General features: G+C 64.7%; 20 protein-coding genes and 4 pseudogenes. 16 read left to right on the top strand and 8 right to left on the bottom strand.

From position 1 onward, the window contains the following. The first annotated feature begins 468 nt into the window (after positions 1-468). From CJ177_RS10680 to CJ177_RS48250, 10 genes and pseudogenes are all read left to right on the top strand, one after another. On the top strand, positions 469-1,497 hold the full coding sequence (locus CJ177_RS10680; protein WP_061040570.1) for a zinc-binding dehydrogenase: 1,029 nt from the start codon (positions 469-471) through the stop codon (positions 1,495-1,497). Beyond that, positions 1,498-2,652 (top strand): ABC transporter substrate-binding protein, encoded by a 1,155-nt coding sequence (locus CJ177_RS10675; RefSeq protein WP_143548675.1) that lies wholly within the window; start codon positions 1,498-1,500, stop codon positions 2,650-2,652. 72 nt (positions 2,653-2,724) lie between these two features. Further along, positions 2,725-4,476 (top strand): iron ABC transporter permease, encoded by a 1,752-nt coding sequence (locus CJ177_RS10670; RefSeq protein ID WP_005250168.1) that lies wholly within the window; start codon positions 2,725-2,727, stop codon positions 4,474-4,476. Positions 4,477-4,488: 12 nt separating this feature from the next. Further along, on the top strand, positions 4,489-5,715 hold the full coding sequence (locus tag CJ177_RS10665) for an ABC transporter ATP-binding protein (protein ID WP_095867713.1): 1,227 nt from the start codon (positions 4,489-4,491) through the stop codon (positions 5,713-5,715). Between the two features lie 32 nt (positions 5,716-5,747). Continuing rightward, positions 5,748-7,187 (top strand): aldehyde dehydrogenase family protein, encoded by a 1,440-nt coding sequence (locus tag CJ177_RS10660; RefSeq protein ID WP_005250165.1) that lies wholly within the window; start codon positions 5,748-5,750, stop codon positions 7,185-7,187. Between the two features lie 130 nt (positions 7,188-7,317). Then, entirely contained in the window at positions 7,318-7,623 is a 306-nt protein-coding gene (locus CJ177_RS10655; RefSeq protein ID WP_061040573.1) for a hypothetical protein, read from the top strand. 55 nt (positions 7,624-7,678) lie between these two features. Continuing rightward, a pseudogene (locus tag CJ177_RS49360) lies at positions 7,679-8,095 on the top strand (MBL fold metallo-hydrolase); the annotation flags it as partial. A 52-nt stretch (positions 8,096-8,147) separates the two neighbouring features. Then, a pseudogene (locus CJ177_RS48255) lies at positions 8,148-8,603 on the top strand (transposase); the annotation flags it as partial. Further along, positions 8,600-9,703 carry a TniB family NTP-binding protein gene (locus CJ177_RS10645; RefSeq protein WP_061700546.1) on the top strand — a complete coding sequence of 368 codons (1,104 nt, stop codon included), beginning with the start codon at positions 8,600-8,602 and terminating at the stop codon, positions 9,701-9,703. The pseudogene CJ177_RS48255 and the gene CJ177_RS10645, both read left to right, overlap by 4 nt. Then, positions 9,700-10,083, top strand: a pseudogene (locus CJ177_RS48250) (TniQ family protein); the annotation flags it as partial. The gene CJ177_RS10645 and the pseudogene CJ177_RS48250, both read left to right, overlap by 4 nt. A gap of 2,018 nt (positions 10,084-12,101) precedes the next feature. Here the strand turns inward: CJ177_RS48250 and CJ177_RS10635 are convergent. From CJ177_RS10635 to CJ177_RS10625, 3 genes are all read right to left on the bottom strand, one after another. Beyond that, positions 12,102-12,521, bottom strand: coding sequence for a type II toxin-antitoxin system VapC family toxin (locus tag CJ177_RS10635; protein WP_061040576.1), 420 nt, complete (start codon positions 12,519-12,521; stop codon positions 12,102-12,104). Next, positions 12,518-12,745: an Arc family DNA-binding protein gene (locus tag CJ177_RS10630; protein WP_061040581.1), complete on the bottom strand. Its 228-nt coding sequence runs from the start codon at positions 12,743-12,745 to the stop codon at positions 12,518-12,520. Before CJ177_RS10630 ends, CJ177_RS10635 begins: the two co-directional genes overlap by 4 nt. 79 nt (positions 12,746-12,824) lie before the next feature. Then, on the bottom strand, positions 12,825-13,604 hold the full coding sequence (locus CJ177_RS10625; protein ID WP_231914326.1) for a recombinase family protein: 780 nt from the start codon (positions 13,602-13,604) through the stop codon (positions 12,825-12,827). Between CJ177_RS10625 and CJ177_RS10620 the strand changes: the two genes are divergently transcribed. The 5 genes from CJ177_RS10620 to CJ177_RS48245 all read left to right on the top strand — a co-directional run bounded on the left by CJ177_RS10620 (position 13,596) and on the right by CJ177_RS48245 (position 18,885). Beyond that, positions 13,596-14,669, top strand: coding sequence for an LGFP repeat-containing protein (locus CJ177_RS10620; RefSeq protein WP_095868195.1), 1,074 nt, complete (start codon positions 13,596-13,598; stop codon positions 14,667-14,669). The genes CJ177_RS10625 and CJ177_RS10620 overlap by 9 nt on opposite strands. 107 nt (positions 14,670-14,776) lie before the next feature. Beyond that, positions 14,777-15,232 carry a hypothetical protein gene (locus CJ177_RS46755; RefSeq protein WP_156681844.1) on the top strand — a complete coding sequence of 152 codons (456 nt, stop codon included), beginning with the start codon at positions 14,777-14,779 and terminating at the stop codon, positions 15,230-15,232. A 240-nt stretch (positions 15,233-15,472) separates the two neighbouring features. After that, positions 15,473-15,919: a hypothetical protein gene (locus CJ177_RS10615; protein ID WP_143548673.1), complete on the top strand. Its 447-nt coding sequence runs from the start codon at positions 15,473-15,475 to the stop codon at positions 15,917-15,919. 923 nt (positions 15,920-16,842) lie between these two features. Then, positions 16,843-17,322, top strand: a complete 480-nt coding sequence (locus tag CJ177_RS46750) for a hypothetical protein (RefSeq protein ID WP_143548672.1) — start codon at positions 16,843-16,845, stop codon at positions 17,320-17,322. A gap of 300 nt (positions 17,323-17,622) precedes the next feature. Next, a complete protein-coding gene (locus CJ177_RS48245; RefSeq protein ID WP_257014472.1) occupies positions 17,623-18,885 on the top strand; it encodes a hypothetical protein in 1,263 nt (420 codons plus the stop codon). Here the strand turns inward: CJ177_RS48245 and CJ177_RS48240 are convergent. The 5 genes from CJ177_RS48240 to CJ177_RS46740 all read right to left on the bottom strand — a co-directional run bounded on the left by CJ177_RS48240 (position 18,800) and on the right by CJ177_RS46740 (position 24,452). Then, the gene (locus CJ177_RS48240) at positions 18,800-19,969 is read right to left on the bottom strand and encodes a hypothetical protein (RefSeq protein ID WP_257014471.1); all 1,170 of its coding nucleotides are present in this window, start codon (positions 19,967-19,969) and stop codon (positions 18,800-18,802) included. The two genes, CJ177_RS48245 and CJ177_RS48240, sit on opposite strands and share 86 nt — an antisense overlap. Positions 19,970-20,294: 325 nt before the next feature. Continuing rightward, positions 20,295-21,842 (bottom strand): sulfatase-like hydrolase/transferase, encoded by a 1,548-nt coding sequence (locus CJ177_RS10590; RefSeq protein WP_054248794.1) that lies wholly within the window; start codon positions 21,840-21,842, stop codon positions 20,295-20,297. A 334-nt stretch (positions 21,843-22,176) separates the two neighbouring features. Continuing rightward, entirely contained in the window at positions 22,177-22,599 is a 423-nt protein-coding gene (locus tag CJ177_RS46745) for a hypothetical protein (RefSeq protein WP_218835096.1), read from the bottom strand. 319 nt (positions 22,600-22,918) lie between these two features. Then, positions 22,919-23,437: a hypothetical protein gene (locus tag CJ177_RS10585; protein WP_095867707.1), complete on the bottom strand. Its 519-nt coding sequence runs from the start codon at positions 23,435-23,437 to the stop codon at positions 22,919-22,921. A gap of 196 nt (positions 23,438-23,633) precedes the next feature. Then, positions 23,634-24,452, bottom strand: coding sequence for a hypothetical protein (locus CJ177_RS46740; protein WP_143548670.1), 819 nt, complete (start codon positions 24,450-24,452; stop codon positions 23,634-23,636). Between CJ177_RS46740 and CJ177_RS10575 the strand changes: the two are divergent. Beyond that, positions 24,423-25,332 (top strand): annotated as a pseudogene (locus CJ177_RS10575) (transposase); the annotation flags it as partial. The gene CJ177_RS46740 and the pseudogene CJ177_RS10575 overlap by 30 nt on opposite strands.

Raw genomic sequence — 25,332 nt, 5'->3', positions numbered from 1 at the left:
ACATTCGCGCCTCGACCCCGAAGGATCCAGACGAACGTGTCGAACATTGTCATGGTAGCGGGCTTTGTGCAGGGCGGTCAAGAAACCCGCGAAGCGGTTGACGCGGCAACGCCGGGGGCTTCACAAAGGGGCGTGACTGGGTCCGAGATTCTCGTATTCCATTCCAGGAATCAGTATTTCGAACAACGATGAGGACCGCGTCCTCGCTGCTGCACGCGCAGCGCCTCCAGCGGGCCCGGTCGCCACGGGGGTTTACAAAGCCGGAAAACAGGTGCAATATGTGCATGTTCGTAGTGACGCAGGACACAGACCCCTGCGGGAGGGGTGTGACTCCTCCCGATCAACGGAACACCCACCGAGGGTTTCGGCGGATGGCACCGGTCGAGGGCTGCGCAGATCCCCCGGATCGGCTGCACGCATCGACCGTCGGCGCGCGCAGCGCGGCGCCCACAACTAAGGAGTTACGCGATGCAAGGCTTGGTTTTCGAAGGAGACCGACTGGTTTCCCTCGCGGAGTTTCCAGATCCGTCCCCACGGCCCGGCGAGGTGGTCGTGCGCGTCATGGCATCAGGGATGTGCGGCAGCGACCTGCACTACTACCGAGCGGAAAACGACGGAACTCCTGCCGAGAGCCGGTGTATCGGTGGGCATGAGCCGGCCGGTGTCGTGGAGTCGCTCGGACCGGGAGTCAATGGCGCCCGACTGTCCGTAGGGCAGCGGGTCATGGTGCACCACTACTCCGGGTGTGGGACATGCATGAACTGCCGCTCGGGCTGGACCCAGATGTGTACCTCAGCGCCCGCCAAGGTCTACGGCAAGAACGCCCACGGTGCACATGCGCAGTACATGGCGGTCCCCGCGGCGTGCGTGCTTCCGCTGCCCGATGAGCTGTCGTTCTGCGCCGGCGCCGCCATCGGATGCGGCACCGGCACCGGCTGGGGCGCTCTCGAGCGCCTGGGTGAGGTGGGCGGGCTGGACCTCGTAGTCTTCGGCCAAGGTCCGGTCGGCCTGTCGACCACCATGCTGGCGACTGCACGCGGCGCCAGGGTCATCGCCGTCGACCCTTCTGCCTCTCGGTTGGAACAGGCTTCGAAATTCGGTGCAGCGGACACGGTGAACCCGGACTCGGTCGATCCCGTCGAGGCGATTCGCGAGCTCACCGCGGGTGCCGGTGCCGCTGCAGCCGTGGAGACCTCGGGTGCGACGGTCGCTGCTACTGCCGCGCTGGACGCACTGGCGAACTGGGGACGGCTGTGCGCCGTGGGACTGGGGGGCACGATTGCCTTCGACGTCCGTACGTTCCTTTCCCGACAGGTCACCGCGATGACGTCGTGGTCGATGTCGAGCGTGCAGCAGATGGCCTGTGCTGACTTCGTCGCGCGCCGCAACCTGCCCGTGGACGACTTGTTCAGCCATCACTGGTCGCTGGACGAGGCAGTCCATGCCTACGAGGAATTCGACAAGCAGAGCGCCGGCAAGGCTGCGTTCGTCTTCTGAGTGCCGATCGTGAACAAGCGCCCAGCCGGCGCGGAACAACCGAAAATTTCCTTTGGAGGACTAGGCATGGCATCGACCAAGAGCCTGTTGCGGAGCAAGCGCAACAGGCACCGTTCAATCCTGACTGCGGCCACCGTGGCGCTGTCGCTTGCGCTCACAGCATGCGGGGGCGCCGGAGCAGGTGAAGTCGCCGAATCGGGTCCGCCGGTGACAGTGGACGACGCGGAGTGGAACGCGCTCGTCGACGCTGCCAAGAGTGAGGGAGAGCTGGTGGTGTACTCGTCCCTGAGCGGCGTGGAGACCAGCTTCGAGAAATTCGAGGAGGCGTACCCCGGCATCTCGATCACCGTCGAACGGGCGCCCACCAGTGACCTGATCACCCGCCTCGACCAGGAGGGCGCCGTCAACGCGCCGGGGGCGGACGTCACCCTGCACTCCCAAACGGGCTGGTTCGACGCGAGCGACGAAGAGGGCCGGTTCGCGGCCCTGAAAGTCGGGCCCGATCAGGCGGCTGCGGGTTGGGAGGACCACCTCGACGGCAAGAGCTATCCCTTCGTTTTCTCCAACGCGTACGTCGTCGGCTACAACACCAAGTCGGCCCGTCCGGTGAAGAACATGAGCGAGTTCCTCAACGTTGCCGCCAACGCAAAGATCGGCGTAATCGATGCCGAAATCTCTACCGCCCAATCATTTCTGTACTCTCTCTGGCAAGACGCGTACGGCGACGACTTCATGAAGCGTATCTCCGACCTCGACCCCACCGTCTACAGCAGCAATGTGCCGCTCGCGCAGGGCCTTGCCGCCGGCGAGATCGACTACGGCATCGGGTTGGCTCCGTCGACGGTGGTCGGTCTGAAACAGGAGGGGGCGCCGGTCGACTACGTCGTCCCCGACGAGGCGACCTCCGGCGTGCCGTATCACGCTGCCGCGCTGTCCAATGCGCCTCACCCCAATGCCGCGCAGTTGTTCGTCAACTGGCTGATGAGCGAAGCGGGCGCCGCACAATTCGTTGCACATCACGCACCGGCGTCGACCCCCGTAGCCACGACGGGCTCGATCCCGTGGGGCGAGATTCCGACGCCCGAGGACAGCGGCTGGACCCAGCAGGACCACGAAGAATTCATCAAGTCCGAATGGACGCCGCAGTTCGGCTGAGCTCACCGGGGCACACCCGGCTCAGCGGCGCGCCCCGCCAAGAATCTGATGACCCGCCCGAAGGGGTAACCCGTGACAACCACCACCACCAAACCCACCACGTCCAAACCGGCCACCACCTCCGCCATCGACGAAGATCTCACCCGAGGTTCACTCCCGACGCTGCTCGACAGGTACGGCGGTAAGGCCGCCTGGTACGTCTTCGCCCTCGGCCTCGCTCTCTTCGTCCTCGCGCCGATCGTGCTGTTCTATTCACGGGCGTTCGGCGACGGTGCCGCAGCCGTCCGCAATCTGACGGATGTCCCCAACCTCGCCACCATCCTTTTCAACACCGTTGTGCTGGCCGCAGGAGCGACGGTCGTCGCGGGTGTTCTCGCAGTGGCCCTTGCAGTTCTCGTCATGCGCGTTCCGATCCGGTGGAGAGGGTTCGCCGCATTCCTGCCGCAGCTCGGGCTGGTCATCCCTCCGGTGGCAACCATCGTCGGATGGATCTTCATCTTCGCCCCGACAGTGGGTTACGGAAACACCCTCCTGCGGAGCCTTCCGTTCTTGGGACGGATGAGCGAAGGTCCGATCGACGTCTACTCGATGCCTGCAATCATCCTCATCACCGGTACCGAACTGGCCGGTATCGTCTTCGCCTTCGTCTTTGCCAGGTTGCACGAGATCAGTGGCAGTCTCGTCGCCGCCGCCAAACTCTCCGGTGCCTCCGCATTTCGCAGCTTCACGACCATTACGCTCCCGCTGCTGCGGCCCTCGCTCGTGGCAGCACTCGTCGTAGCATTCCTGCTCGGTCTGGGGCAGTTCACTGCCCCGCTGCTGCTCGGCTCGGCCGACGGCATCGACGTCCTCACCACGGAGATCTTTCATATCCGCGAGAAGTTCCCGATCGACTATGCCGCCACCGCGGCATTGGGGCTGCCGCTGCTCGTCCTCGGAATCGGATCGATCCTGCTTCAGCGAGCCGTGATCGGCGACCAGCGACGTTATGTGACACAGGGAGTCGGTGGAAGCGTCTCGACGCAGACCTCGCGCTGGGCACTCGCGGCTGTTGTCTTCTACACATTCATCACGTGCATCGTTCCGCTTCTCGCCATCACGCTCGTCGCCTTCTCTCCCTTCTGGAACGGCGACCTCACCGACATGTCGTTTACGACAAAGCATGTGGAAACCACGCTGGCCAACCCCATTGTGACCGGCGCCGTGTGGAACAGCATCACGGTGTCCATCATCGCGGCACTGGTCGTGCTTCCCCTCGGATTCATCGGAGCCCTCGTGATGAGTGGAGTCGTGAAGGCGCCGCGCCCGATCCAGTACATTCTCGACTTCGTTTTCGTCGGACCGCTCGCCGTTCCTCGCGCCATGCTGGGTCTGGCCGTGCTCTACGTCTTCCTTCGACCGCCGTTCAACCTCTACGGCACACTGGCACTTTTCGTCGTCGGATACATCTTCATCGTCCTGCCGTTCTCCTTGCGATCCCAGCACGCAAGTCTTGTCGGAGTGCATTCGTCGTTGTTCGAGGCCGCGAAGGTCTGCGGCGCAAGCCAATTACGAACCATCCTGGATGTCGCGCTTCCCCTGACGAAACGTGGAATGGCAGCAAGCCTGGCCGTCATGCTCGTGCTCCTGTCCCATGACTTCGCGGTCTCGGTCATGCTGCGTTCTCCCGGCAACCACGTCATGGGCACGGCTATCTACGAGTTCTGGGAAGGCGGCGTCTACCCACAGGTTGCCGTTATGGCCCTCGTGATGTCGGGCGTCACCGGAATTCTTCTCGCCCTCACCGTGTGGGTCGGCGGCCGATCCGCACTACAGAACATGTAAAGGGAGCAAGACATGGAACTCATGACAGAGCCAAGAACAACCACGTTGACGCAGGAGGATTCCGCAACAAGGACAGACAGCGCCACGCTGTCCGGAATCACCAAGACCTTCACCGCCAAGGGCAGGACCGTGCACGCGGTCAAGGATGTCGATCTCAGTATTCGGTCGGGTGAGTACGTCGTGATTCTCGGCCCGAGCGGTTGCGGGAAGTCCACGTTGCTGCGATGCGTCGCCGGACTCGAAACGCCGACCCAGGGTTCGATCAGCCTGCAGGGTCAGCCGGTCTACGACGCCCAGCGGCGGATCAACGTGAAGCCCAACGCGCGCCAAGTCGGCATGGTCTTCCAGAACTACGCGCTGTGGCCGCACATGACGGTGGAGAAGAACGTGGCCTACCCGCTGCGCATGCGGAAGCTACCGAAGAGCACCTGGGACAAGCGGGTCTCGGAGGTGCTGGAGGCTCTCGAGTGCGAGGCGCTGGCGAAGCGACTCCCGGCAGAGCTCAGCGGTGGTCAGCAGCAGCGCATCGCACTCGCGCGAGCGCTGGTCTACGAGCCTGCGATCCTGCTGCTGGACGAACCGTTGAGCAACCTCGATGCCCTACTGAGGGTTTCACTCCGCACAGAGCTGATGAGGCTACACCGAGCGCTGGGTTACACCGCCCTCCACATCACCCACGACCAAGAAGAAGCGCTCGAGATGGGTGATCGGGTCGTTCTGATGCGCGCCGGCAGCATCGAGCAGATGGGCCCGCCCGAGCAGGTCTACGCCCGGCCGGTCTCTCCCTACGCCGCCCACTTCCTGGGGGTGCGCAACCAGACGTCGGTCGAGGTGGGCGACGGCGTGCTGCACAGCAGGATGGGGGTGATCCACGGTAGTTCCGAGCTGGCACGCGGGCGCAACAAGAACGAGAAGCTCGAGCTGTTCGTTCGTGGCCGGGACACCGAAATCTTCCGGCTAGGCTCCGGCATGGCGAGACATTCGCAGGACGAGAACATCGTGATGGAGGGCACCCTCGCCCAGATCGTGCTGGGTGAGGGCGGCCGCCGCCAGTACATCGTCGATCTGGGCGGCGCTCAGTGGTTCGCCCAGCATGCCCACGACCAGGACCTGCGGCCCGGCGATGCGGTCGCTGTCACGGTTCCGGTGAAGTCGGTGCTGCTCTACCACGACGAGACGCTGGTCTTCCCTGCGCAGGACATGGGCTCGCGCTCAACCGTGGAGGTCGGCGCCCAGTGATCGGAAACGAGGCGAGACGCGAGGAGGACGAAATGACAGCATCCAGCCAACTGCGGCGAGCGGTGGACGCCACGGCCTTGATCGGCGGCGTATGGCGCTCGGAGAGCGCCGTACACGACATACGCGACCCCTATCGGGGAGACGTCGTGGGCACGATGGCGATCTCGAGCGAACGGGACCTCGGGGATGCCCTCGATGCCGCACGGCGCGCCAGTGCGGTGATGGCGCGGATGCCGGGTTATGAACGGGCCAGGCTATTGCACCGCATCGCTGACAGCGTGAGCGCGCGTGCGCAGCACATCGGTGAGATCCTCGCGCGCGAATCCGGAAAGGCGATCTCGGATGCCGTACTCGAGCCGCTGCGGGCTGCGGACACCATCCGGCTTTCCGCAGAGGAAGCCGTCCGGATCGAAGGGGAACACGTCCCCATGGACGCCTCACCCGCCGGCGCCGGCAAAGTGGGGATGGTGCTGCGGTTCCCCGTGGGGGTCGTGGCTGCGATCACGCCCTTCAACGGGCCGGTGCACCTGACTGCTCACAAGCTCGGGCCCGCTCTGGCGGCCGGTAACAGCATCGTGTTGAAACCGTCCCCCAAGGCCCCCTTGTCCGTGCACGCGTTCATCGAGGCTGTGATGGAGGCGGATATACCGGACGGGGCGGTCAACGCCCTGTACGGCGACGGTGTCGCGCCAGGTCTGGTCAGTGATCCGCGGGTCGACTTCGTCAGCTTCACAGGCTCGATACCGGTCGGCAAGGCCATTCGCAACAGCGTCGGAATGAAGCGTGTCGCACTGGAACTCGGTGGGGTGGGACCGACCTTCGTCAGCGACGACGCGGACCTCGAGGTCGCAGCAGCCGCCTGCGCCCGCAACGCGATGATGATCGCCGGCCAGAGCTGTGTGTCCGTCCAGAACGTCTACGTGAAGAGGCCGGCGCACGACGCCTTCCTCGATCTTCTCGGGAAGGAGGTCGAGGCGATTCGCTTCGGCGACCCGCTCGAGCCATCGACCGAGGTCGGCACACTGATCGATGACGGCGCCGCGGAGCGTGTCATGGGGATGATCGATCGTGCCGTGAACGACGGAGCAACCCTCCTGTGCGGCGGCCACCGCAGCGGAGCGCAGTTGGACGCCACCGTCCTGACCGACGTGAACTCCTCCATGGACATCGTGGCCGACGAGATTTTCGGCCCCGCGATGACAGTTCAGGCCTACGACGACGTCGAGTCCATTTTCAGCGAGATAAGCCAGAGTCCGTACGGCCTGCAGTGCGGGATCTTCACCAATTCGCTCGACCTGGCGATGACCGCGTTCAGGAGCATCCGCACCGGCGGTGTCATCGTGAACGGCACCTCGAGGTGGCGGGCGGATCAGATGCCGTACGGGGGCGTGAAGGACAGCGGGATCGGCCGGGAGGGGCCGAAGTACGCGATCCGCGATATGACCGAGGAGCGTTTGCTCGTCCTGAATTGATCGGGTGGCCCGGGGGCAACTCACCCCGGGCCCCACCGACACAGCGAGGGAATTCTCATGGGCGAGAGACCGCCGAGAAGGTCGTCGCGGAGACCGGCGTCAAGGCTGTCGCTGACAGCGGACATTCGACGTGAACGTGACCGGGTATCTGCACTGCTGCCACGCCTTCGCTCGCGGCATGCTCGAACGCAACTCGATCGGTCCGGGGTTGATCCGGACGCCGTTGACCGAAGCCACCTACACCGATGCCAATCCAAGAACGCTCGCGCACAATCCGTCCCGATGCATCGTATCGGGACGCCGCAAGACATCGCAGAAGCCGTCGAGTGGGTCGCGAGCGATCGGTTCGAGCTACGTCACCGGGCAGAACATCCTTGTCGACGGAGGACTGGATCACGCATTGCTCGGGGCGGTCCGTTCGTCCGGAACCGAGTGACATGTACGCCCGTGGTCGTGTTCGGTCGCATAATCCTGACTAAGGAAGGATCGAGATGAGCGATACGTCTACGGAGGTCTACGCGCTTCGGTACGCCACGCGTCCGAATTGCATGACGAGAGAGGCGTTCTATCGCCATGACCTCTACGGCGAGACGGACACCCCGGTCGGAATGGATTACTTCTTCTGGCTCATCCGGTCACAGGGCCAGACCGTCGTGGTGGACTGTGGCTTCAACGAGAATGTCGGACCGACCCGCAACCGCTGGATCAGTACGACACCGAGCGAGTTACTCTCGCGGATGGGCGTCGATCCCAAGGCCGTCGACCACGTGGTGCTGAGCCACATGCACTTCGACCACGTCGGCAACACCCATCTGTTTCCCAATGCCACCTTCCACATGTCGCGGGCCGAGTACGAATATTGGACCGGCCGCCACCGTGATGTGCCGGCCTTCTCCTGGCCGGTCAAGTCCGATGAGGTCAGGCTGCTCGAGTCGCTCCGTCGTGAGGAACGGCTGGAGCGGAAAGGGCAAGGGCCGGTGGTGGCCACTACATGTCGACCCGGACGACATCACCCGAATCTACTTGCGGGATCCGACCTCCCGGCGGTGGTACCCGCTCGAGTGGGAGCACGCCCGGTCGATGCAGATGCCGCTCAGCGAGGACGCGTTGGCGTTCGCCCGCAGGTTGGCGAAGGCGAAGTACTCCTACCCCGACGACCGGATTGCGGTCGCCGACCTGCTCGAGCGGTGGAATCTCGGCCTCGGGTCGAGCATGACCGAGCGGCGCATGGCATTGCGTATGGCACGCGAGGACGCAGCGCTCGACCTCGAGTCACCGCCGTCGGTGAGGCGTCACGACGCGATGGCGGTCGACACCTCGCAGAGCAGTATCGACATCGGGGACGACGATGCCGAGGACGAGGCAGACCGGCCCGATAGTGACGACTTCTACGCCGATGCGCTGGAGTACCTGTGACCGTCGCACTGATCCGGCAACGCCTGCAGGACTACGCGCCGTTGGGCAACGTGGCGCTCTCCCGCAAGGAGGGGTGGCGCGATTTCACCGACTCCCCCACCCTGGTCCCGCCGCAGGTGCTGACCCGCCGGCAGTTGCGAGCGCTCAGCGCGGACGACGCCGAGGTCTACAACCATTTCCGGCAGCTGTGGCACGCGAACCTGGGGCCGATCCGGACCCCACAACTGACCGCGCTGCACGAGCAACTCTCGACCGTGGTCGACAGCAACCTCCAGTTCGGCGACAAGGCCAAGGGTGCGGTCGCGATCGACGCCTACCCCGGCCTGGGCAAGACGACATCGGTGCTGGCGTTCGCCAAGGCGTTCCACCGCCGCGAGATCCGGATCAAGGGCCCCCACACCCGCAACGGCCACCAGCGGTGGCCGGTGTGCCGGGTCGGGTTGACCGGCAACACCGGCCTCAAGGAGTTCAACCGGGCGATGCTCGAGTTCTACGCCCACCCCGGGATCACCCGCGGCACCAGCGCCGACCTGTCCCGCCGCACATTGGACTGTGTGACCTCCTGTGAGACAAGGCTTTTGGTGGTCGATGATCTGCATTTCCTGCGGATGCATGCCACCAGCGGTGTGGAGATCAGCAACCACTTCAAGTACATCGCCAACGAGTTCCCGGTCACCGTGGTCTTTGTCGGGGTGAAGCTGGCCGAACGCGGGCTGTTCGCCGAGGCGCAGACGGCGCGGCGCACCACGCTGGTGGGGATGCGGCCGTTCGTCATCGATACCGACACCGGCCGCCGGGAGTGGCGGACGATGCTGTTGGCGGTCGAACAGGGGCTGGTGCTGGCCGACAAGTACCCGGGCATGCTCGCCGACGACCTCTCGGACTACCTGTTCACCCGCAGCACCGGCCACATCGGGTCGCTGATGGTACTGGTCAACCGCGGCTGCCACCGCGCGGTCGCCACCGGCCGCGAACGCCTCGATGCCGAGGTACTCGACACCGTCAGCAACGACGAGGACGCCGAGACCGCGCGGCGCGAACTGCAAGCTGCCCTCGAGGCGCGCCGCATCACCACCCGGCCGACACAGCGCCGTCGATGACCGGGGTGCGGTCCCTGCCGATCCGGGTCGCCCCGCTGCCCGGTGAGGCGATCGATTCCTGGCTCGAGGCCATTGCGCACCGCACCGGGACGGCGTTCGTCGACCTGGATAAGGCCCTGCGCCCCGATGACAGCACTGCCGCTGACAGGGTTCGGCGCCCGAGCCTGTGGCCGATGCACCTGCGCCCGAGCGACGTGGACGCCATCGCGGCGGCGGCGGACCTGCCGGTTGCCGTTGTCGAGGCGATGACGTTGGCCCGCTACGACGGGGTCGCCCTGTCGCTGAACGGCCGGAAGGGACGAGCGGCCGCGGGCCTGCCCTGGGGTCGCGGGCAACGATCCCGGTACTGTCCGGACTGCCTCGCCGAGTCCGGTGGTCGGTGGCAACTGCAGTGGCGGCTGGGCTGTGTGTTCGGCTGCACCGAGCATCACTGCCTGCTGGCGGACACCTGCCCGCGCTGCGAAAGCTTCCAACGGTGCAGGCGTCCCCTCCGGGAGGTCGTGCCGAGTCCGGGCCGCTGCGTCCATCGGAGTGCGGACACCGCTGCGCCGCGTGGGCTCGCCCGGTGCGGTGCATACCTGACCTCGGCACCGGTGATGCGGTTGCGCCCGGATCACCCGGCGATCCGGGCCCAGCAACGCGTGCTCGATGTCCTCACCGCCAGTCGAGGCACCTTCGGTGTGTACGCCGACCGCCCCGTCGGAGCCCGCGTGGTGCTGGCCGATCTGCACGCCATGGCCTCCCGCGTCCTCGTCTACGGCAGCATCGAGGAGATCGCCGATCGGGTTCCCGCCGACCTCGCCGACGCGCTGGCCCGAGTTCGCTCCTCCTCCGCGTCGGAAGCACCGGCATTGGGCGGATCGGAGCTGTCGAGGGCCGGTGGGGCGATCGCAACCGCCGTCGCGGTGACCACGGCCATGACGGTGCTGGATCGGCCAGACATTGCCGGTGCCGGCGAGGCGTTGCGGTGGCTGGTGCACGGCGGTCGGAGTCTGGGGCGGCCTGTCGCCGCCGGAACCATGTGCGACTGGGGCAGCGCCACCAGTACGACGCTGGCGGCCATCCAGCTCGCCGCGTTGCGGCCGCTGTTCGTCCGCGCCGTCGATCAGTTGCGGTACCGCAGCGCCGCCGCCCTCCCGAGCTACCCGTCGACGAGTGCTGTCGCGGTAGACGCTGCTGCCCGCCGCATCCCGACCCTGCTCTGGCCGGAATGGTCACTGCGGTTCACCGTGGCCCCGTGCAGTCCGGCGCAGGTCCGACCGGCCCTGTCGGTAGCTCTGATGCTGGTGGGCACCGCAGTCAGGCTCGGTGAGGCCGCCGACCGCCTGGGTTCGGCTGTCCGAGCGGACGGGGTCACCCGCACGCTGGCATGCCTGCGGAGCTCTTCTCGGTGGGACGACAGCCTGATCGCGTTGACCCGGCTGGCGGACCACCTCGCCGCGGAGCCGCCACCGATCAATTACGACCGGCGCCGCCGCCTGGACTATGGCGCACTGCTGCCCGACGACCTGTGGAAGCAGATCTGCCGCCGGACCGGAACACCGCCCGGTGCCGGCCAGAAGGCGGACTTCGCCCGCTGCCTGCTATTCGAACGACTCAGCGGGCTCCCCGCGTCCCAGTCCCCATTCCTCGCAGACGATTACGACGTCCGCGCGAAACGGGCCGAGTTCCCGCGCGCACTCACCCCCGCCCTGGCCGCGTTACTCGCTGCGGCGGCCCGACAGTTCCTCGACGACCACGGACTGGGCGAGGAACCTGTGTCTTGGCATCCACCACCACATCTGCTCGACGGGATCGACCTACCCGGACCCGATCCGGGCGCCGTGGACCTCGCCGCCCTCCATGACCTGACCCGCCACGAACACCCCGCGTTGTCGGAGATCGCGCGGCAATTGGGTACCACCATTGACGTGATCCGCCACCTCCTCGAAAACCATCCCGCTCCCGCATCGCCCATTGCCGCCGAGCGGTTCGGACGATGCGCAGCCCGTAGTGCCGCCGAAGACGCGGTGAGCCGGGCACAGTTCGTCGACCTCTACTGCGGCCAACGCCGTACCCTCGCCGAGATCGCCGTGATGATCGGCGTCAGCAGGAAGGTGGCCGGGCGACTGGCACGACATCACGACATCACGACATCACGGCATCACGCCGACCGCCGGAGGCCCGCCGGTCGATCCGGCATGGTTCCACGACCAGTACGTCAATCAGCGGCGAACGCTGCGGGAACTCGGGCACGAGGTGGGGCGCAGCGTGCCGCGGATGAGCCGGATCGCGAAGCAATACGGCATCCCGATTCGTCCACCGAGCGAGGCCGGCCGTACCGGACAGCTCAGCGAGCCTCATTGACCGCACTCGAGTTATCGCCCGGTCGACGGGCGTTTACACCGAAGTCGGACCTTCAGGGATTCGGTTCCCACGGGTTGACACATCGGACACCGAGGGGGTCGAAGTGCTTGGTGTTGCGCGTCGCCACGGTCATCTCGGCGGCCTGGGCGACAGCGGCGATAAGAGCGTCGTCGAACGGCGCATGCTCGGGCACCCGGTAGGTGGCCAGCACCCGTGCGGCCGGCAGATCGAACGGCAACACACGGTCAGCGAAGGCTGGCAGGACCCGCTCGTCGAACCACCGGCGCAGGACCCCTCCCTGCTTCGGGTCGGATCGCTCCTTGGCGACCACGCCCCGCTCGATCTCGGCAATGGTCATGGCCGTCACGAACTGGTCGGCCACCGGCACCGACGCCGCCCAGACCTCGACCGACCGGTTACGGCCCCGAACCCGCAGCGCGGACACGACATTGGTGTCCAGGACGTACTTCACAACTCAGCAGTTCGGGCGGTCAAACCGAGGCGCTCGGGCTCGAACTCGATGTCGGCACCCTCATCGGTGCTCAACAGGTCGACGAGCGTGACCGGCTCCCGCTCGAGGACCTCGCCGAGGATTTCGCGTACCTCCGCCTCGACTGACCGGTGATGCTGCTCAGCACGCGCCCGCAGGGCAGCCTTGGTTCCCGCGGGAAGGTTGCGGATCAGGATCTGTTCCACCGTGACCACCTCCGATATCACACTAATGATATCACCCGAGGGTGTCGGAGGACGGCGCCCTGGAATGGGCGATTGCGTGTCACCGATCGTGAGCGTCGCAGACGAGCTTCGGGGTGGTGGTCCATCCGTGGCCTTCGAGCCAGGTCAGGGCCTGCGGGGGCAGGTCGTCACCGGTCGATCCGGTGAGTAACGGGCCGTCGCCGCATCGGCTGCAACTGATCACCAGGACGTGGCTGTGCGGCTGGCAGCGGGCGCAGTGCCGCGCCTGCCGCAGGTGGCCGCCGCCGTCGAGGTGCAGCCAGATGGTGGCGAGATCGGCGCGATGCGGGACGAGGTCTCGGCGCGTGGTGGGTTGATATCCGCAGGTCGGGCAGGCCGACGGTCCGGGGGTGGGTGATGTCGCCGCCGGAACAGCTGACTGCGAAGGTCCTTCTTCGACCGTGGCGGTGCTGGCGGTGAGTGTCTCTGGCGGACGTGACGGGAGGTGTCGGTAGAGGGTGGAGCGGGTGAGCCCGGTCTTGTCAGTGATTTCGGCGATGGTGGCGCCGCCGTCCCGTAGTTGGGTGGCGTAGGCGAGTTGGGCGTCGGTGACCACGCTGGGCCGACCGGTGCGGCGGCCTTTCTCGGTGGCCACCGTGCGGGCGTGGGCGGCCCGTTCGACCGCGTAGGTGCGTTCCATCTGCCCGAACAGCGCCAGCAGTATCACCGCCAGCTGCCCCATCGGGTCGTCCGGATTGGTGGAGTCGATCCGGATCGGGTCCGCCAGGTTCCGGAATCCGACGCCGCGCTCGTGCAGGTCGTGGATCAGGTTCAGGGTGTCGCGGACGGTCCGACCGAGCCGGTCGAGGGTATGCACCACGATCACATCACCTGTGCGGGCGTAGCCGAGCAGCGCCTGCAACCCGGGCCGTTCGGTGGTGTGGTGAAACCCTCGGGAAGCTCCTGCCGGTCGGAGGGCATCTTGCCCGGAATAATCGTCGAGTTTGGGTTCTCGGTAGGGGGCGCAAAATGGGGCAACTACGGCTACGAAGGCGGGTTCATCAAATACCCAACCACAGACGAAATTTTGAATCCGGACGGCGTCGGCCGACGCCAGCACGTCCAGGGAGCGGACATCTACTGGAACGTTGTTCCCGGTGCTCACGTCATTGGCGGCGCGATCAAGGACAAGTGGAACACCGTTGGCTCGGAGCAGAATGGCAGTCTCCTTGGATACCCCACAACCGATGAGATCATTCTTCCCGGTGGAGCGGGTCGGATGAACCGTTTTGAACGTGGCGTCATCTATTGGTCGCCCGCGACCAGCGCCCACCCTGTCACCGGAAAAATACTCGAATACTGGTCATCCTTAGGTTACGAAGCCGGACAATTCGGCTACCCAGTGGGCGACGAGTATGCATTCAATTCTGGTCGTGCCCAAGACTTCCAGAACGGACGGCTGGATGCGTATCAAACAGATCCCAGTCCTCTGACTTTCCGGCAGGCTGCAGGTGGGGCTCCCCAAACAGCGCCGTTCGCCCCTTCTGCTCTGTGCGACACGGCTGTCGACCATCCTCACGCCTCTGTCGGCTTCAAGAATCAAATTCATGCCAATGTTCGCGCGTACTGCTACTACCTACCGACCACTCCAACTATCGAAGTCGAAGCGGAAATGACGCATCTGCGCTGGGGCGGAATATGGCCAAAGAAGCCGAACATCAATAAGGACACAGGTCAAGAGGAGGACTTCCATTTGGGTCCGACGGTTACGGAGTCCGTGGATGGAACCTACGCTGCATGGTGCGACCGCGGTAGCTGGTTTCGGTACGCCATCGACGCATTTGGGACCCTGACGATCCCTGGTGATCCTGATCCCTACCATGCCCTCGCCAGCTACGAGACCCCATCGGAGATCCAATGCGAACAACCAGGCTGGCCGCAGTAGCGTCTGCCGCGCTCCTCATGAACGGGGGTATCACAGGGTGCGGAGCGACAAGCGAGGCTCCGTCCGCATCAACGGCCGTGGTGGCCTCGACCTCTGCCGAGGTCACCATGCCGTTGGAATTTCGCAAAGTTCCTCCGGCAGCCTTTGTTGGCGTCCCTCAGGCGACGACAGAAGAAAATGATGAACTCCAGCTAGTTGGCACAATGTGGGACGCGGTGGATCCGAAACTAACGGAAGACTTACCAACGACAATGCAGTGGGAGAGATTTCATCCGCCCCCGAAGTCTATATTTATCACGACATCGTTTGAACCCCTCTCTGTACGTATCCACGGCTTTCGTTCCGTGAATGCAGATGGGATTCCCAGTGACAATCCTGACGAAATCTATAAATGCAGGTCGAGGGAATTGGAGGAGCGCTCCGCCGACTGCACGCTTGGGAAAGAGCAAGACCGCATCCGCATAGATGTTTCAGGAGTAACCACGGAGTATGTAACGATCCAGGCCATGTGGATCGTACCGGGAGAAGAAAAAGTGGCCGCATCTTGGGCATATAGTCAATGAGGAAGCCGAGCGAAGGATTCCACGATGGAAATTTCCCCTACTGCGCCATGGCACTGGAGTCCCAACCCCAGAAGCTTCGACTACGAGTTCGCCTCAACCTTGAGGTACCCGGATGTTCACGAAGGCCTTCCCGCCTGGCATGTTGAAGATCTGCGCCACGAACTTCGGATACTTCACCCCGCTTACCGAGGGAATCGATCTGTGTCATGGCGGAAAATCTCGGAGTCATCTGGAATACACATGACACCGCGGGTCGGATTCGGTGAGATCGCCAACCCAACTTTAGCGAAATACCGAAAAGGCGAGATATACGACAGGGCGCCTACAACCGGCGCTGCGCCCATGGACGTGGTCGAGATCATTCGCGACCACCTCGACTTCACCAATTGCCTTGCGCTCTCATGGGAAGGGAATGCCGATATTTCCGCCCAGTTCCCTGCGGAAGACTACCCGCGCATTTCAATTGTTGACTACGACCTTTTCCTCCCCCTTAAATGGGTGGAGCATCCGGTGGAGTTGCCCGTAACGAGATTTAACTACTTATGGCCACAGAGTAGAAACTGGGTAATTGCGAGCGGCGTTGATTCGCAAGATACAATTCTTGCCGCCGCAGATATGGATCTAATCACGCGTGTTGGAAGCGATTTAAGACTCGAAACAATAAGGATGCTTTCCAATTGCGGGTAATCGGCTCGCTACCAGGTAACCGGTCAGGATCCGCCTCCGGGATAGACAACCACTCCTGACATGGCCGGCAGGGCGTGCTGATCGCCCGTCGCGGCAGGGCATCGGCACCGCCGCTTCCTGATCGCTGAAGAAATGCCAGGAAATTGAGACAGATTTGCAGTAGTCATGCCGTGAGGCAAGCGACAAGTCTGCAGGTCGCAGCGTCTCAAAATGCCACCGGCAGCGAGACCCTACACGGAGCATCCTCTTGGGGAACACCGAAGGTGGCCAGGCCGCCGGGCAGGCGGATCCCCAGCTGACAGACGACTGCGTTCGGTCGCGTCACCGGTGTAGGTCTCGAGACTCGTGGCCAAATCTCATCTGGGATGGCCACTCAATGGCCAGTTGGCCAATTGGGTGAGATTGCATTCGACGTGGCGGCGTGGCGGATCTCGAATGCGGTGGCGGAATCTCACGGCGAGTGGCGGGCCGGTGGCGGATCCGCCACCGTGGTGAGACTCGCCCACCTTCGGCGTGATCCAGATCGTTCGGGGTGTCCCGATTGACGCCCCGAAAGCAAAAACATCACCGGACGGGGCTACTGGAACGGCGCTGGTCAGCGAGTTCCGGTCAACGGCCGGCTCTCGGGACGAGCCGGTGAGGGTTCCGTCTCTAGGACGCTCAGCAACGTGTGGGATTGGATTCGACCCCACGCGGGTCTCGAAACGATGACAGATCGCCAAGAGCTGGCGGCCTTCCACTTACCGTGTACTGCTGACTATCGGGGTTTCAGGGCACGGTCTGGAGGGTCCATGAGCATCCGAATATCGTCGAACACACCGGATGACGAACCGGGGAGCACGTTGTTGCCGGTTCGCGACAGAATCGACGAAGCCCTACGAACCCACCCAGCGGTGAGGCTTTCGGGTGAAGCGGTCCCATTGATGCACCGCACCACGGCCGGAGCGCGATTCGGTCCAGTCCGGCTGATCGAGCGCGACTCCGATTTCGCCGTCGTATTCGCCGCGGACACGACCCGTTGGGCGGTTCTTGTTCAGCCAGGCGGCGATTCACCGAAGGCATCCGTCATCCTCGGGGTACCCAATCCCCGCGTTGGATTCGGTCGCTCGTTTCGGGCTTCGTACTTGGAGCGGTTGAACGTCCATCAATCCGGCGATCCGTCCGTCGGGAGGGAACCACCAGAGTTCGGATGGATGGCGCTGGCCGGAATTGCTGCCGAAGGCGTGTCTCAGTTCGAAGTGAGGTCGTCGATCGATACAGACACCGGAGGTGTCGGAGCCGACGACGGAGTCGTCTTTGCGGTGCTCCGCGCGCGCTGGAGAGAGAAACTGCACGTCGCCGTAACCCTTGCCAGCGGCGAGACAGTCCAAATCCATCATCCAAGCCTGCGACCACCAAATTGAGACAAATCGTGGCGGCCATATCGTGAGACCCACGATGAATGCGCAGGTCGTCGAAATTTCACCGTCCGCGAGACCCTACAGTTCGGGCTGATCTTCGGCCATGGCTGGCCTGCTCGCCCTCGCGGCACATCACCCCTCAGCGCGTGCAGCAACCCGTGACACCCCGCGAAGCGCAACGAACAACTGAAGGCTTCTGCCTGCGGTTCGACGACCGGCTACCGATCCGTAGCTGGGATCACCAGCGACCTTCTCGCTTGAGTTGAGACTGCTGTGTCCGGCCGTCGTGACAGGATCACGGGCATGGAGGAGCGCACCCTGCCGGTCAGCGAAACACAGATGACCGTGGCGATGGACTACGGCCAGTTCTGTCTCGACGGCGGCCTCGGAGATCCGGACGTCGAACTCGCACTCCTGGAGCGAGCCCAGGCCGACCAACCCAGCGCCGGCAACGGGGCCATGCTGCTGGTGCTGTGCCCCCACCAGAACAACTTCCAGATGTCGGTAACCGTGCAGGTGTGGCAGTCACGGCCACCCGCGGACCGGGATCAATGGCAACAGGTCAGCGAAGGGCGACTGGAAGTCGACGACCGCGGGGTGCTGACCTTGTCATCACCGACGACCGACCCGGTGGCCGTCACGGTTCCTGCCGGCCGGTACACCGTGGAGGTCTCCGGCCGAGGATTCGTCAACTACGGGTGGCCGGGATCGACGACACCCGGCGACGTGTGGCGGATCCGGCTGTGGCCGTACGACGGGATCACGAAGTCCGCGGCTCAGATGTGGGACATGCCCGGCTTCGGCGTACCGGAGAACACTCCAGCCCCGGAACCCGCAGGCGAGGAGGAGCCAGCTCACGGCAGCTCGTCGGCCACGGGCACGACGACCGCCGCCGCGACAACCCGGACCACGGCGATCGACTTCGCGGCCCATCCCGAACTGCAAAAGGTCCTGGCTTTACGCGATTTCGACGACTGTACACCGGACGTCGCAGCCGCGATTGTGGCGATGGAACCGCAGACCCAGCGGCGACTGGCGCAATGGGCCGCGATCCGCGCATTTGAGTTCGCCGGACTCGCCGACTGCGCCTGGGTCACACCGGCACTGGAGGCCTTGCGTAACGGTGATCCACTCCCGGCACCGTTCGACGATCCGCAGTCCGCGTCCACCCGCCTCGCGGCGGAAAATCTACCGCCCCAGGGCAAGGGCGGACCCTACCGCTCGAGTGCGGCGCCGGGTGGGGAGAAGTCACCGACAGGGAAGATGTTCGACCACGGGCCGGTGCACCGGCCGTACTACGCGATGCCGGCGCTGTTCAGCGCGGCAGACCCACGGCCGGTCGTCGCTGCCTTTCAGGCGTTGTCGCACGCCTGCCCACCTACGCTGAGCATGTGGACACACTGCTTGGCGCGACCCGCACCGAGTTCGGCATCCCCGGATAGACACCGAGGGCCGGAAAATCCAGGTCATCGCCCGAAACTTATCGGCGTCCGCGTCGGGTTAGTACGCGGACGCGGTCGGGGTCCGAGCGCCGGGCAAGGGCGAGCGTGGCGAGGATGGCGGTGACGGTCGCGACGACGATACCGAGGGGCAGTGGCGAGTCGACGGTGACCACTGGTCCCGACTCGGAGGTCGGGTAGCCGTTCGACCACCCGTAGTCGGCGACGGCCAGTGGCGCGGAGACCGCGAAGAACGTCATGGTCAACGGCAACATCGCGGCGCTGACCACAGCCGGTGGATCCGCGGGGGTGGTCGAGATCACGGACGCGACGGACAACCCCAGCGCACCGGGCAATACCAGCGTGTACGCCGTGATCGTCACGGCGTCGAAGATGCCACTGTCCGGAAGCAGCCCGGTGGCCGTGACCAGGACGAGAAGAACCATCCCCACCGCCGCCATCGGGTACCGCCACCCGACCATCACCCCGGCGACCAACGCGATGAGACCGCCCAGGACCCACCACCAAGCACCCGACAAGTAGTGCACTTGCCCGACCGTTACAGCGGCCACGGCCAACCCCACCAGCAGCACGTGCCCCTCAGGGGCGGGCAGCAGCCATGCCCCGGCAAGGGCCGCCGCGACGGCGAGCCCAACCGCGACAGTCCACGACACCGGGCCGGACTCGGTCGTTCCCAGCACGGTGTAGAGCAGCAGGAACACCACCGGCAGCCCGACACCGACGATCGCCGGCCGACCCCCGACAGCAGGCTCGTCGGCACGGGTGACGAGCGCAACTCCGCCGAGAACAATCACGGCGACAGCCAGGATGGGCAGCGGCACGGTTGCCGGAACGTAGAACAGATCGCCGGGCAGGGTGACCGACCATCGTTGCGCCGGAACCCGCCACAAGCGGGCCCCGGTGAAGAACACTGTCGCCGCCAGCACCCCGAGAGCCAGCGCAATCAGTGGAGCCCGCCGCCCTGCAGCCGAGTACGCCGCCGCACCAAGCATCAGGCCGGCACCCACCGCGTTCAGAGTCAGGGCCGGTTCGGTCGACACCGCCACAACAGCAGGCAGGCCGATCACTGCGGCGCCCATGAGGGTGGTTGCGGCTGCGCCGATCCCGGAACGCAACCGCAGCAGCACCGTCAGCGCGGCGATGGCAACGACTGCTGCGACGGTTCCGGCCCACTGAGGAGTGACCAACACCCGCTCAGGCCGTCCTTCGCAGCGATGGTGTGGTCGAGTACCTCCGATTCGCGGAGAGCGAAGGCAGCGAGCACGCCGCCGATCATGGCGGCAAGGACTGGGCCATACCGGTCAACGAGATGCACCGGCCGACCGTAACCCGCGACATCGTCAGAACCCGGAACGTCGGAATAGTGGCGCCGTTCCGATCAGCGATCCCTCAGTGGGATTGATTCTTCACCGTCCATCGGGCCCTGTTTGGAGGGCGTGACCGACAGCCCCACGACTCCGGCAGGCACAACAGGCTCAGGTGGGACTTGCGGGCAGCCCCCGGCCGGGCCGACGCTCATCCGGATTGGTGCTCGATCCCATGACCCGGATCGGGAGGTTCGTCGTGGGATCTGACCAGCGTGGTGATGTACTGCATGATGGGGCCGATCTGCAGGTGTGTCTGCGGTTGCAGTTCACCGGGTTCGGGTGGCACGTACGGGTCGGGCGTGCCCGGCCGGATGGGCGGCTCGACGGCGAGCGACTTGAGGAATGCGCCGGCCCCGGCGGCGACCGGGTGCAGGACCCAGGCGTGGGGGAAGTCGACCTGATGCTCCTCGCGCGGATCCCACTCCAGGTTGTAGAGGATCGGCACGTTGGTCGGTGCCCAGGTGGAATAGAAGTCGTCCTGCTGGAACAGGTGAACCTTCCATTGACGCCACTTCGCCGCCTGCAGCCGGTTGCCCTGCAGACACAGGATCATGTCGCGGCCCGAATCCTCGTCCGCGCCCAGCAGAAAGCTGGACATGTCCATCCCGTCGATCTGCCGGTCCGTCGGGACCGTGCCACCGGCGGCCGTCACCAGCGTGGTGAAGAAATCGACCTCGTGCACCAACTCGTTGCTGACCCGCCCGGCGGGTACATTCCCGGGCCAGCGCACCAGGCACGGTGTCCGATTGGAGCCTTCGAGGGCGGTGAACAACCCACCCCGCCAGGGTCCGGAGAATCCGTGCCATTGACCGCCGACCGGATCCGGGTCGATCGCCGGGAGGTGGTTGGTGGTGTCCGCGCCGTTGTCGGACGCCCAGACCACGATTGTGTTCTCGCGGATGCCCAGCTCGTCAAGCTTGTCCAGGATCGTGCCGGTGAAGGCATCCATCTGGGTGAGAATGTCGGCCCAGTTCCCTCGCTGGGTGGTGCCCGCGTACTGCGGGTCCGGGATCGGCGGGATGTGGACCTGTGTGTAGGGCAGGTAGACATAAAAAGACTTGCCCGCCTGCGTGGAGCGGGTCATGAAATCACAGGCCCAGTCGGTGATCTTCCGATCGAATCCGGCCCGGAACTCGGCGTCGTAGGTCGCGATCCTCTCCGATTTCTCGCCCTTGCGCCGCGAGTAGATCGGCTCCGGTTCCAGCGGGATCCGCGTCGACCCCGCATAAGGGGCGGCGGTCACCGCGCCATCCGGGAAGTACGACTGCATGGTCCACAGCACCTCGTCGGCCGTGCGCGGGCACCACACCGCCTCGTCGAACCCGAAGTCGACCGGGCTCCGCTGCTCGGGGTCGCTGCCCAGATGCCACTTGCCCCACATCCCGGTGGCGTACCCCACGTCCGAGAGCGCCCGGGCGATCGTGACCTCCCACCGGGTCATCCCGTCCGGGCCGCCGGTGAGGGGCACCGTCTGGGTGCCCGAGCGGATCGCGTGGCGCCCGGTCAGCAAGGCCGAACGGCTCGGCGTGCACTGCGCCTCGACGTTGAAATTCAGTAACTTGAGGCCTTCCCCGGCCAGGTCGTCGATCCGCGGTGTCACCGCACCGCGGAGCACGCCGCCGCCATAGCACCCGAGCTCACCCCATCCGAAGTTGTCCCAGAAAAAGAACACGATGTTCGGTTGTTCGTCGCTCATGCCTAATCCCGCCTGCGGTCGTGACGCTCTGCCGTCCGGTCGGAGCCGAGCACGTGTCCTGTACCGGTAGTGACCACCCCGGGGTGTCGGGCCTTCCGGGCGGCTCAGAAAGGCCGACACAGAAACGGTAATCCGTCGGACAGAGTTCAGGTCAGTGATTTGAATATCGATTGACTGGCTGGCTCTCGCTGAGGAACGACGACCGGGACGGATCATCCGAACGTCGAAGTCCCGACCCGTCCCGCATGCGGATCCGCTTACGGAACGAAGGCCGACTGCCGCCGGCATGCGCTGGGACACCACTTCGTCCCGGTGCAGGTTCGGCTTCCGGGTCTCAGTCATCGAGGCCGTTGAGTCCCGCTTCCTCGTCGGACCACTCGAACAACGAATCCGGAAGCCACTCGAAAACCTGAACCGTCCGGAGTTCTCCGGACAGTCGCCCATTGACCGATCCAATACGAAGAGCCAGCCCGGTCTTGTCGTCTATGACGAACTCCAAACGATCCTCCAGGGTGTTCCGTGCTCCCAGAGTCAGTTGGTCGGCGACGAACGACCACCCCCTGCGCCCGCCAACCTCTGCAGCGATTGCGGAGACTGAGGGGGCAAGAACGCCGGACCTCGACAGAAGAGAGCTGGGGCCGAAGAACGACAGCGGATTGACGGGCTGCAGCACCTTGAACTGCCTCGCTGTGGGCTCCTGCCTCTGCATCGTGCCCTTCTTCAGGGCGAACGCAAGGTCCCCGGTGCGGACGTACACAGGTTGCTCCGCCACTTCAACCCGCCAACGGTCCTGCGGACCATGCCAAACGGCGAAAGTGCCAGTCTCTTCGGCGTCATCGCGAACACGGAACGAGTACTCAATCGAGCATGACACGAACAGGTCGTGACTCGCCTCATGCCGGTTCACCAGATCGGCCCAGGTTGGAACACTGTCGCCCACGTTCAACACGTTACGGTCGACGGCCAGCGACGCGAGACATATTCCGATCAGCGATTTCCTGCGATCCGCCGATTGCGAATGCGTCCGTCAAAACGACGGACAGCTGACACGGTTCGACGGATTCGGGTGTTCTGCGTCAGTCGACGGGATTCTCGACTGACTTCCCGGAGCCTCTGCCGCGCTTTCTCTGCCTGATTTCGACTTCAGGGTATGGCGCCGGCGGCATGAACATCGGTCGCTCGAACGAGACGCGGGCCGTCCGATCACGATCGGATCGGTGGATCTCGGCGATGGTCGGGTAGCTGACCCACTCACATACCCAGACTCCGCCCACACGATGGACGACGGGGTCGGATACATCGTCCTCGTCAATGTGGACTCTCACCTCCACGGATGGGTCCGCGTTACCGTAGAGCACCCACCACGAGGGGCGGCCAAGTTCTCCCGGGTCGGCTTCTATGAAACTTGCGGTCGTGCCCGGGCCGCGTGGTTTCTGCCAGATACCGTGCGGACTCGGAGGATCTCGCAGGAGGATCGCGTCAAGGTCGTCTTCCGGGGCTACGAGGCTCGTGCCATCGACGCGCCATTGCACGACCACGCGGGACCGCTCGAGTACGAGTCGGATCGGGTCCTCGGGGTCATCGTCTGCATTCATGTGTCACCAGTCCTATCCTCATCCTCGCGGTCCCCGGGTAGGGCGTATCAGTCAGGGCTCGATGTCCGGTCATGGATCCGCTTACGGAACGAAGGCCGACTGCCGCCGGCATGCGCTGGGACACCACTTCGTCCCGGTGCAGGTTCCGCCTACGGGTCACCCATATGGAGCGGTTGGCTCAACAACCATGTTCCAGCTAAGAGACCTGCGCGATGATGTCCTCGGACGCTTGCAGGGCGATGTGCTCGTCGATGAGTACACGGCGGCATCCATCGATCTCGATGAGTACCGGCAACGGTTCGACATCCTCTGGCCCGGCTAGCGTCACTGTCGTGCCGGCCGTGAGGTTCGCGACCGACAAGCACTCGTTTGCGGGCGGGAGCGAGAAGAACGTCTGCCCCAGGCTGTCCTGGAGTTCTTCGGCTCCCGCGAAGGTGATACTCCCGTCCGGATCGGTGGTGTAACGACAAACTGCGCTGCGGACCCAGTACTGGTCGGCTACGAGGTGATCACTACCGATTTCTGGCGTCACCCGACGCGTGCTGCATCCCATCAGCTGTTGCAGCGAATCCGGCGTGTGGCGGACGTAGTGTTCGATCCGATCGACCTGGACTAGTTTTTCGATCTCGCGGAGTCCACCGATCTTGAGGAATCCACAGTCGTCGACAGGGTAGGACGGGCGTAGTGCGCGACCGTGCGCGTCGATCAGCCACAAGTCCGGTATCGGTGCCAAACTCGGCGTTCCGCAACTGTTCTGATCCAGACGTTGGCCCTCAGACGGGGAATTGAGCTTGTCGATTGCCGCAGCGAAGTCGCCCTCCCATCGGTGCTCGGCAAAGCTCCCGGTGAGATCAGCGGGGTTGCGTCCAGCAGAGTGGTGTACGGACCGGATTTGGATCTGACCGGCGTGTCGTAGCCCTATGAAGGCGGCCATCGCGTGACTCTTCGAGAGACCGACCAAAGTCACTCGATGAAGGACCACGCGATGACCAGTGCCCACGATATCGACCTGCACCAGTTCCTGACCGACCGCCTCACCGACGCCAGCCCCGACCTGCTGCGCAGTCTGTTGTCCACGTTCATCGATGCGCTGATGGGCGCCGAGGCCGACAGCCTGTGCGGCGCCGGTTTCGGTGAGCGCTCCGAGGACCGCACCAACTCCCGGAACGGCTATCGCCATCGGGTTTTCGATACCCGCGCCGGGACTCTCGACGTGGCGATCCCGAAGCTGCGGTCCGGCTCGTACTTTCCGGACTGGTTGCTGCAGCGCCGCAAGCGTGCCGAACGCGCCCTGACGTCGGTGGTGGCCACCTGCTACCTGCTCGGTGTCTCGACCCGACGGATGGAAAAACTGGTCGACTCGCTCGGTATCACCTCGCTGTCGAAATCCCAGGTGTCGGTGATGGCGAGGGACCTCCGCCGAGGACGGGGCCGGGTGGTTGGCGTTCTTCCGGTCGCTGGTCGCCCGCGGCCTGTCCGGGGTGCGGTTGGTGACCTCCGACGCCCACGCCGGCCTCGTGTCGGCGATCGGCGCCTCCCTGCCCGGGGCCGCTTGGCAAAGGTGCCGGACGCATTATTCGACCAATCTCATGTCCCAGACGCCGAAGAATTCGTGGCCCTGGGTGCGTGCGCTCCTGCACTCCGTTTACGACCAGCCGGACGCCGATTCTGTTCATGCTCAATATGATCGGGTGATCGACGCCTTGTCGGAGAAGCTGCCAAAGGTAGCCGATCATCTCGACTCCGCGCGGGCCGACCTCCTCGCCTTCACGGCCTTCCCGAAGCAGATCTGGCGGCAGATCTGGTCAAACAATCCCCGATCGGTTAACCGGCTCTCGGGCGACACGATTCTATCCGCGGCGTGAGGTCCGGGGCCGATGGCCGGATCGGGCGCA

It is taken from the genome of Rhodococcus sp. ACPA1 (assembly GCF_002300195.1).
GTDB classification, from domain to species: Bacteria; Actinomycetota; Actinomycetes; order Mycobacteriales; family Mycobacteriaceae; genus Rhodococcus_F; species Rhodococcus_F opacus.
This window is presented reverse-complemented; position numbering and strand designations above follow the sequence as displayed.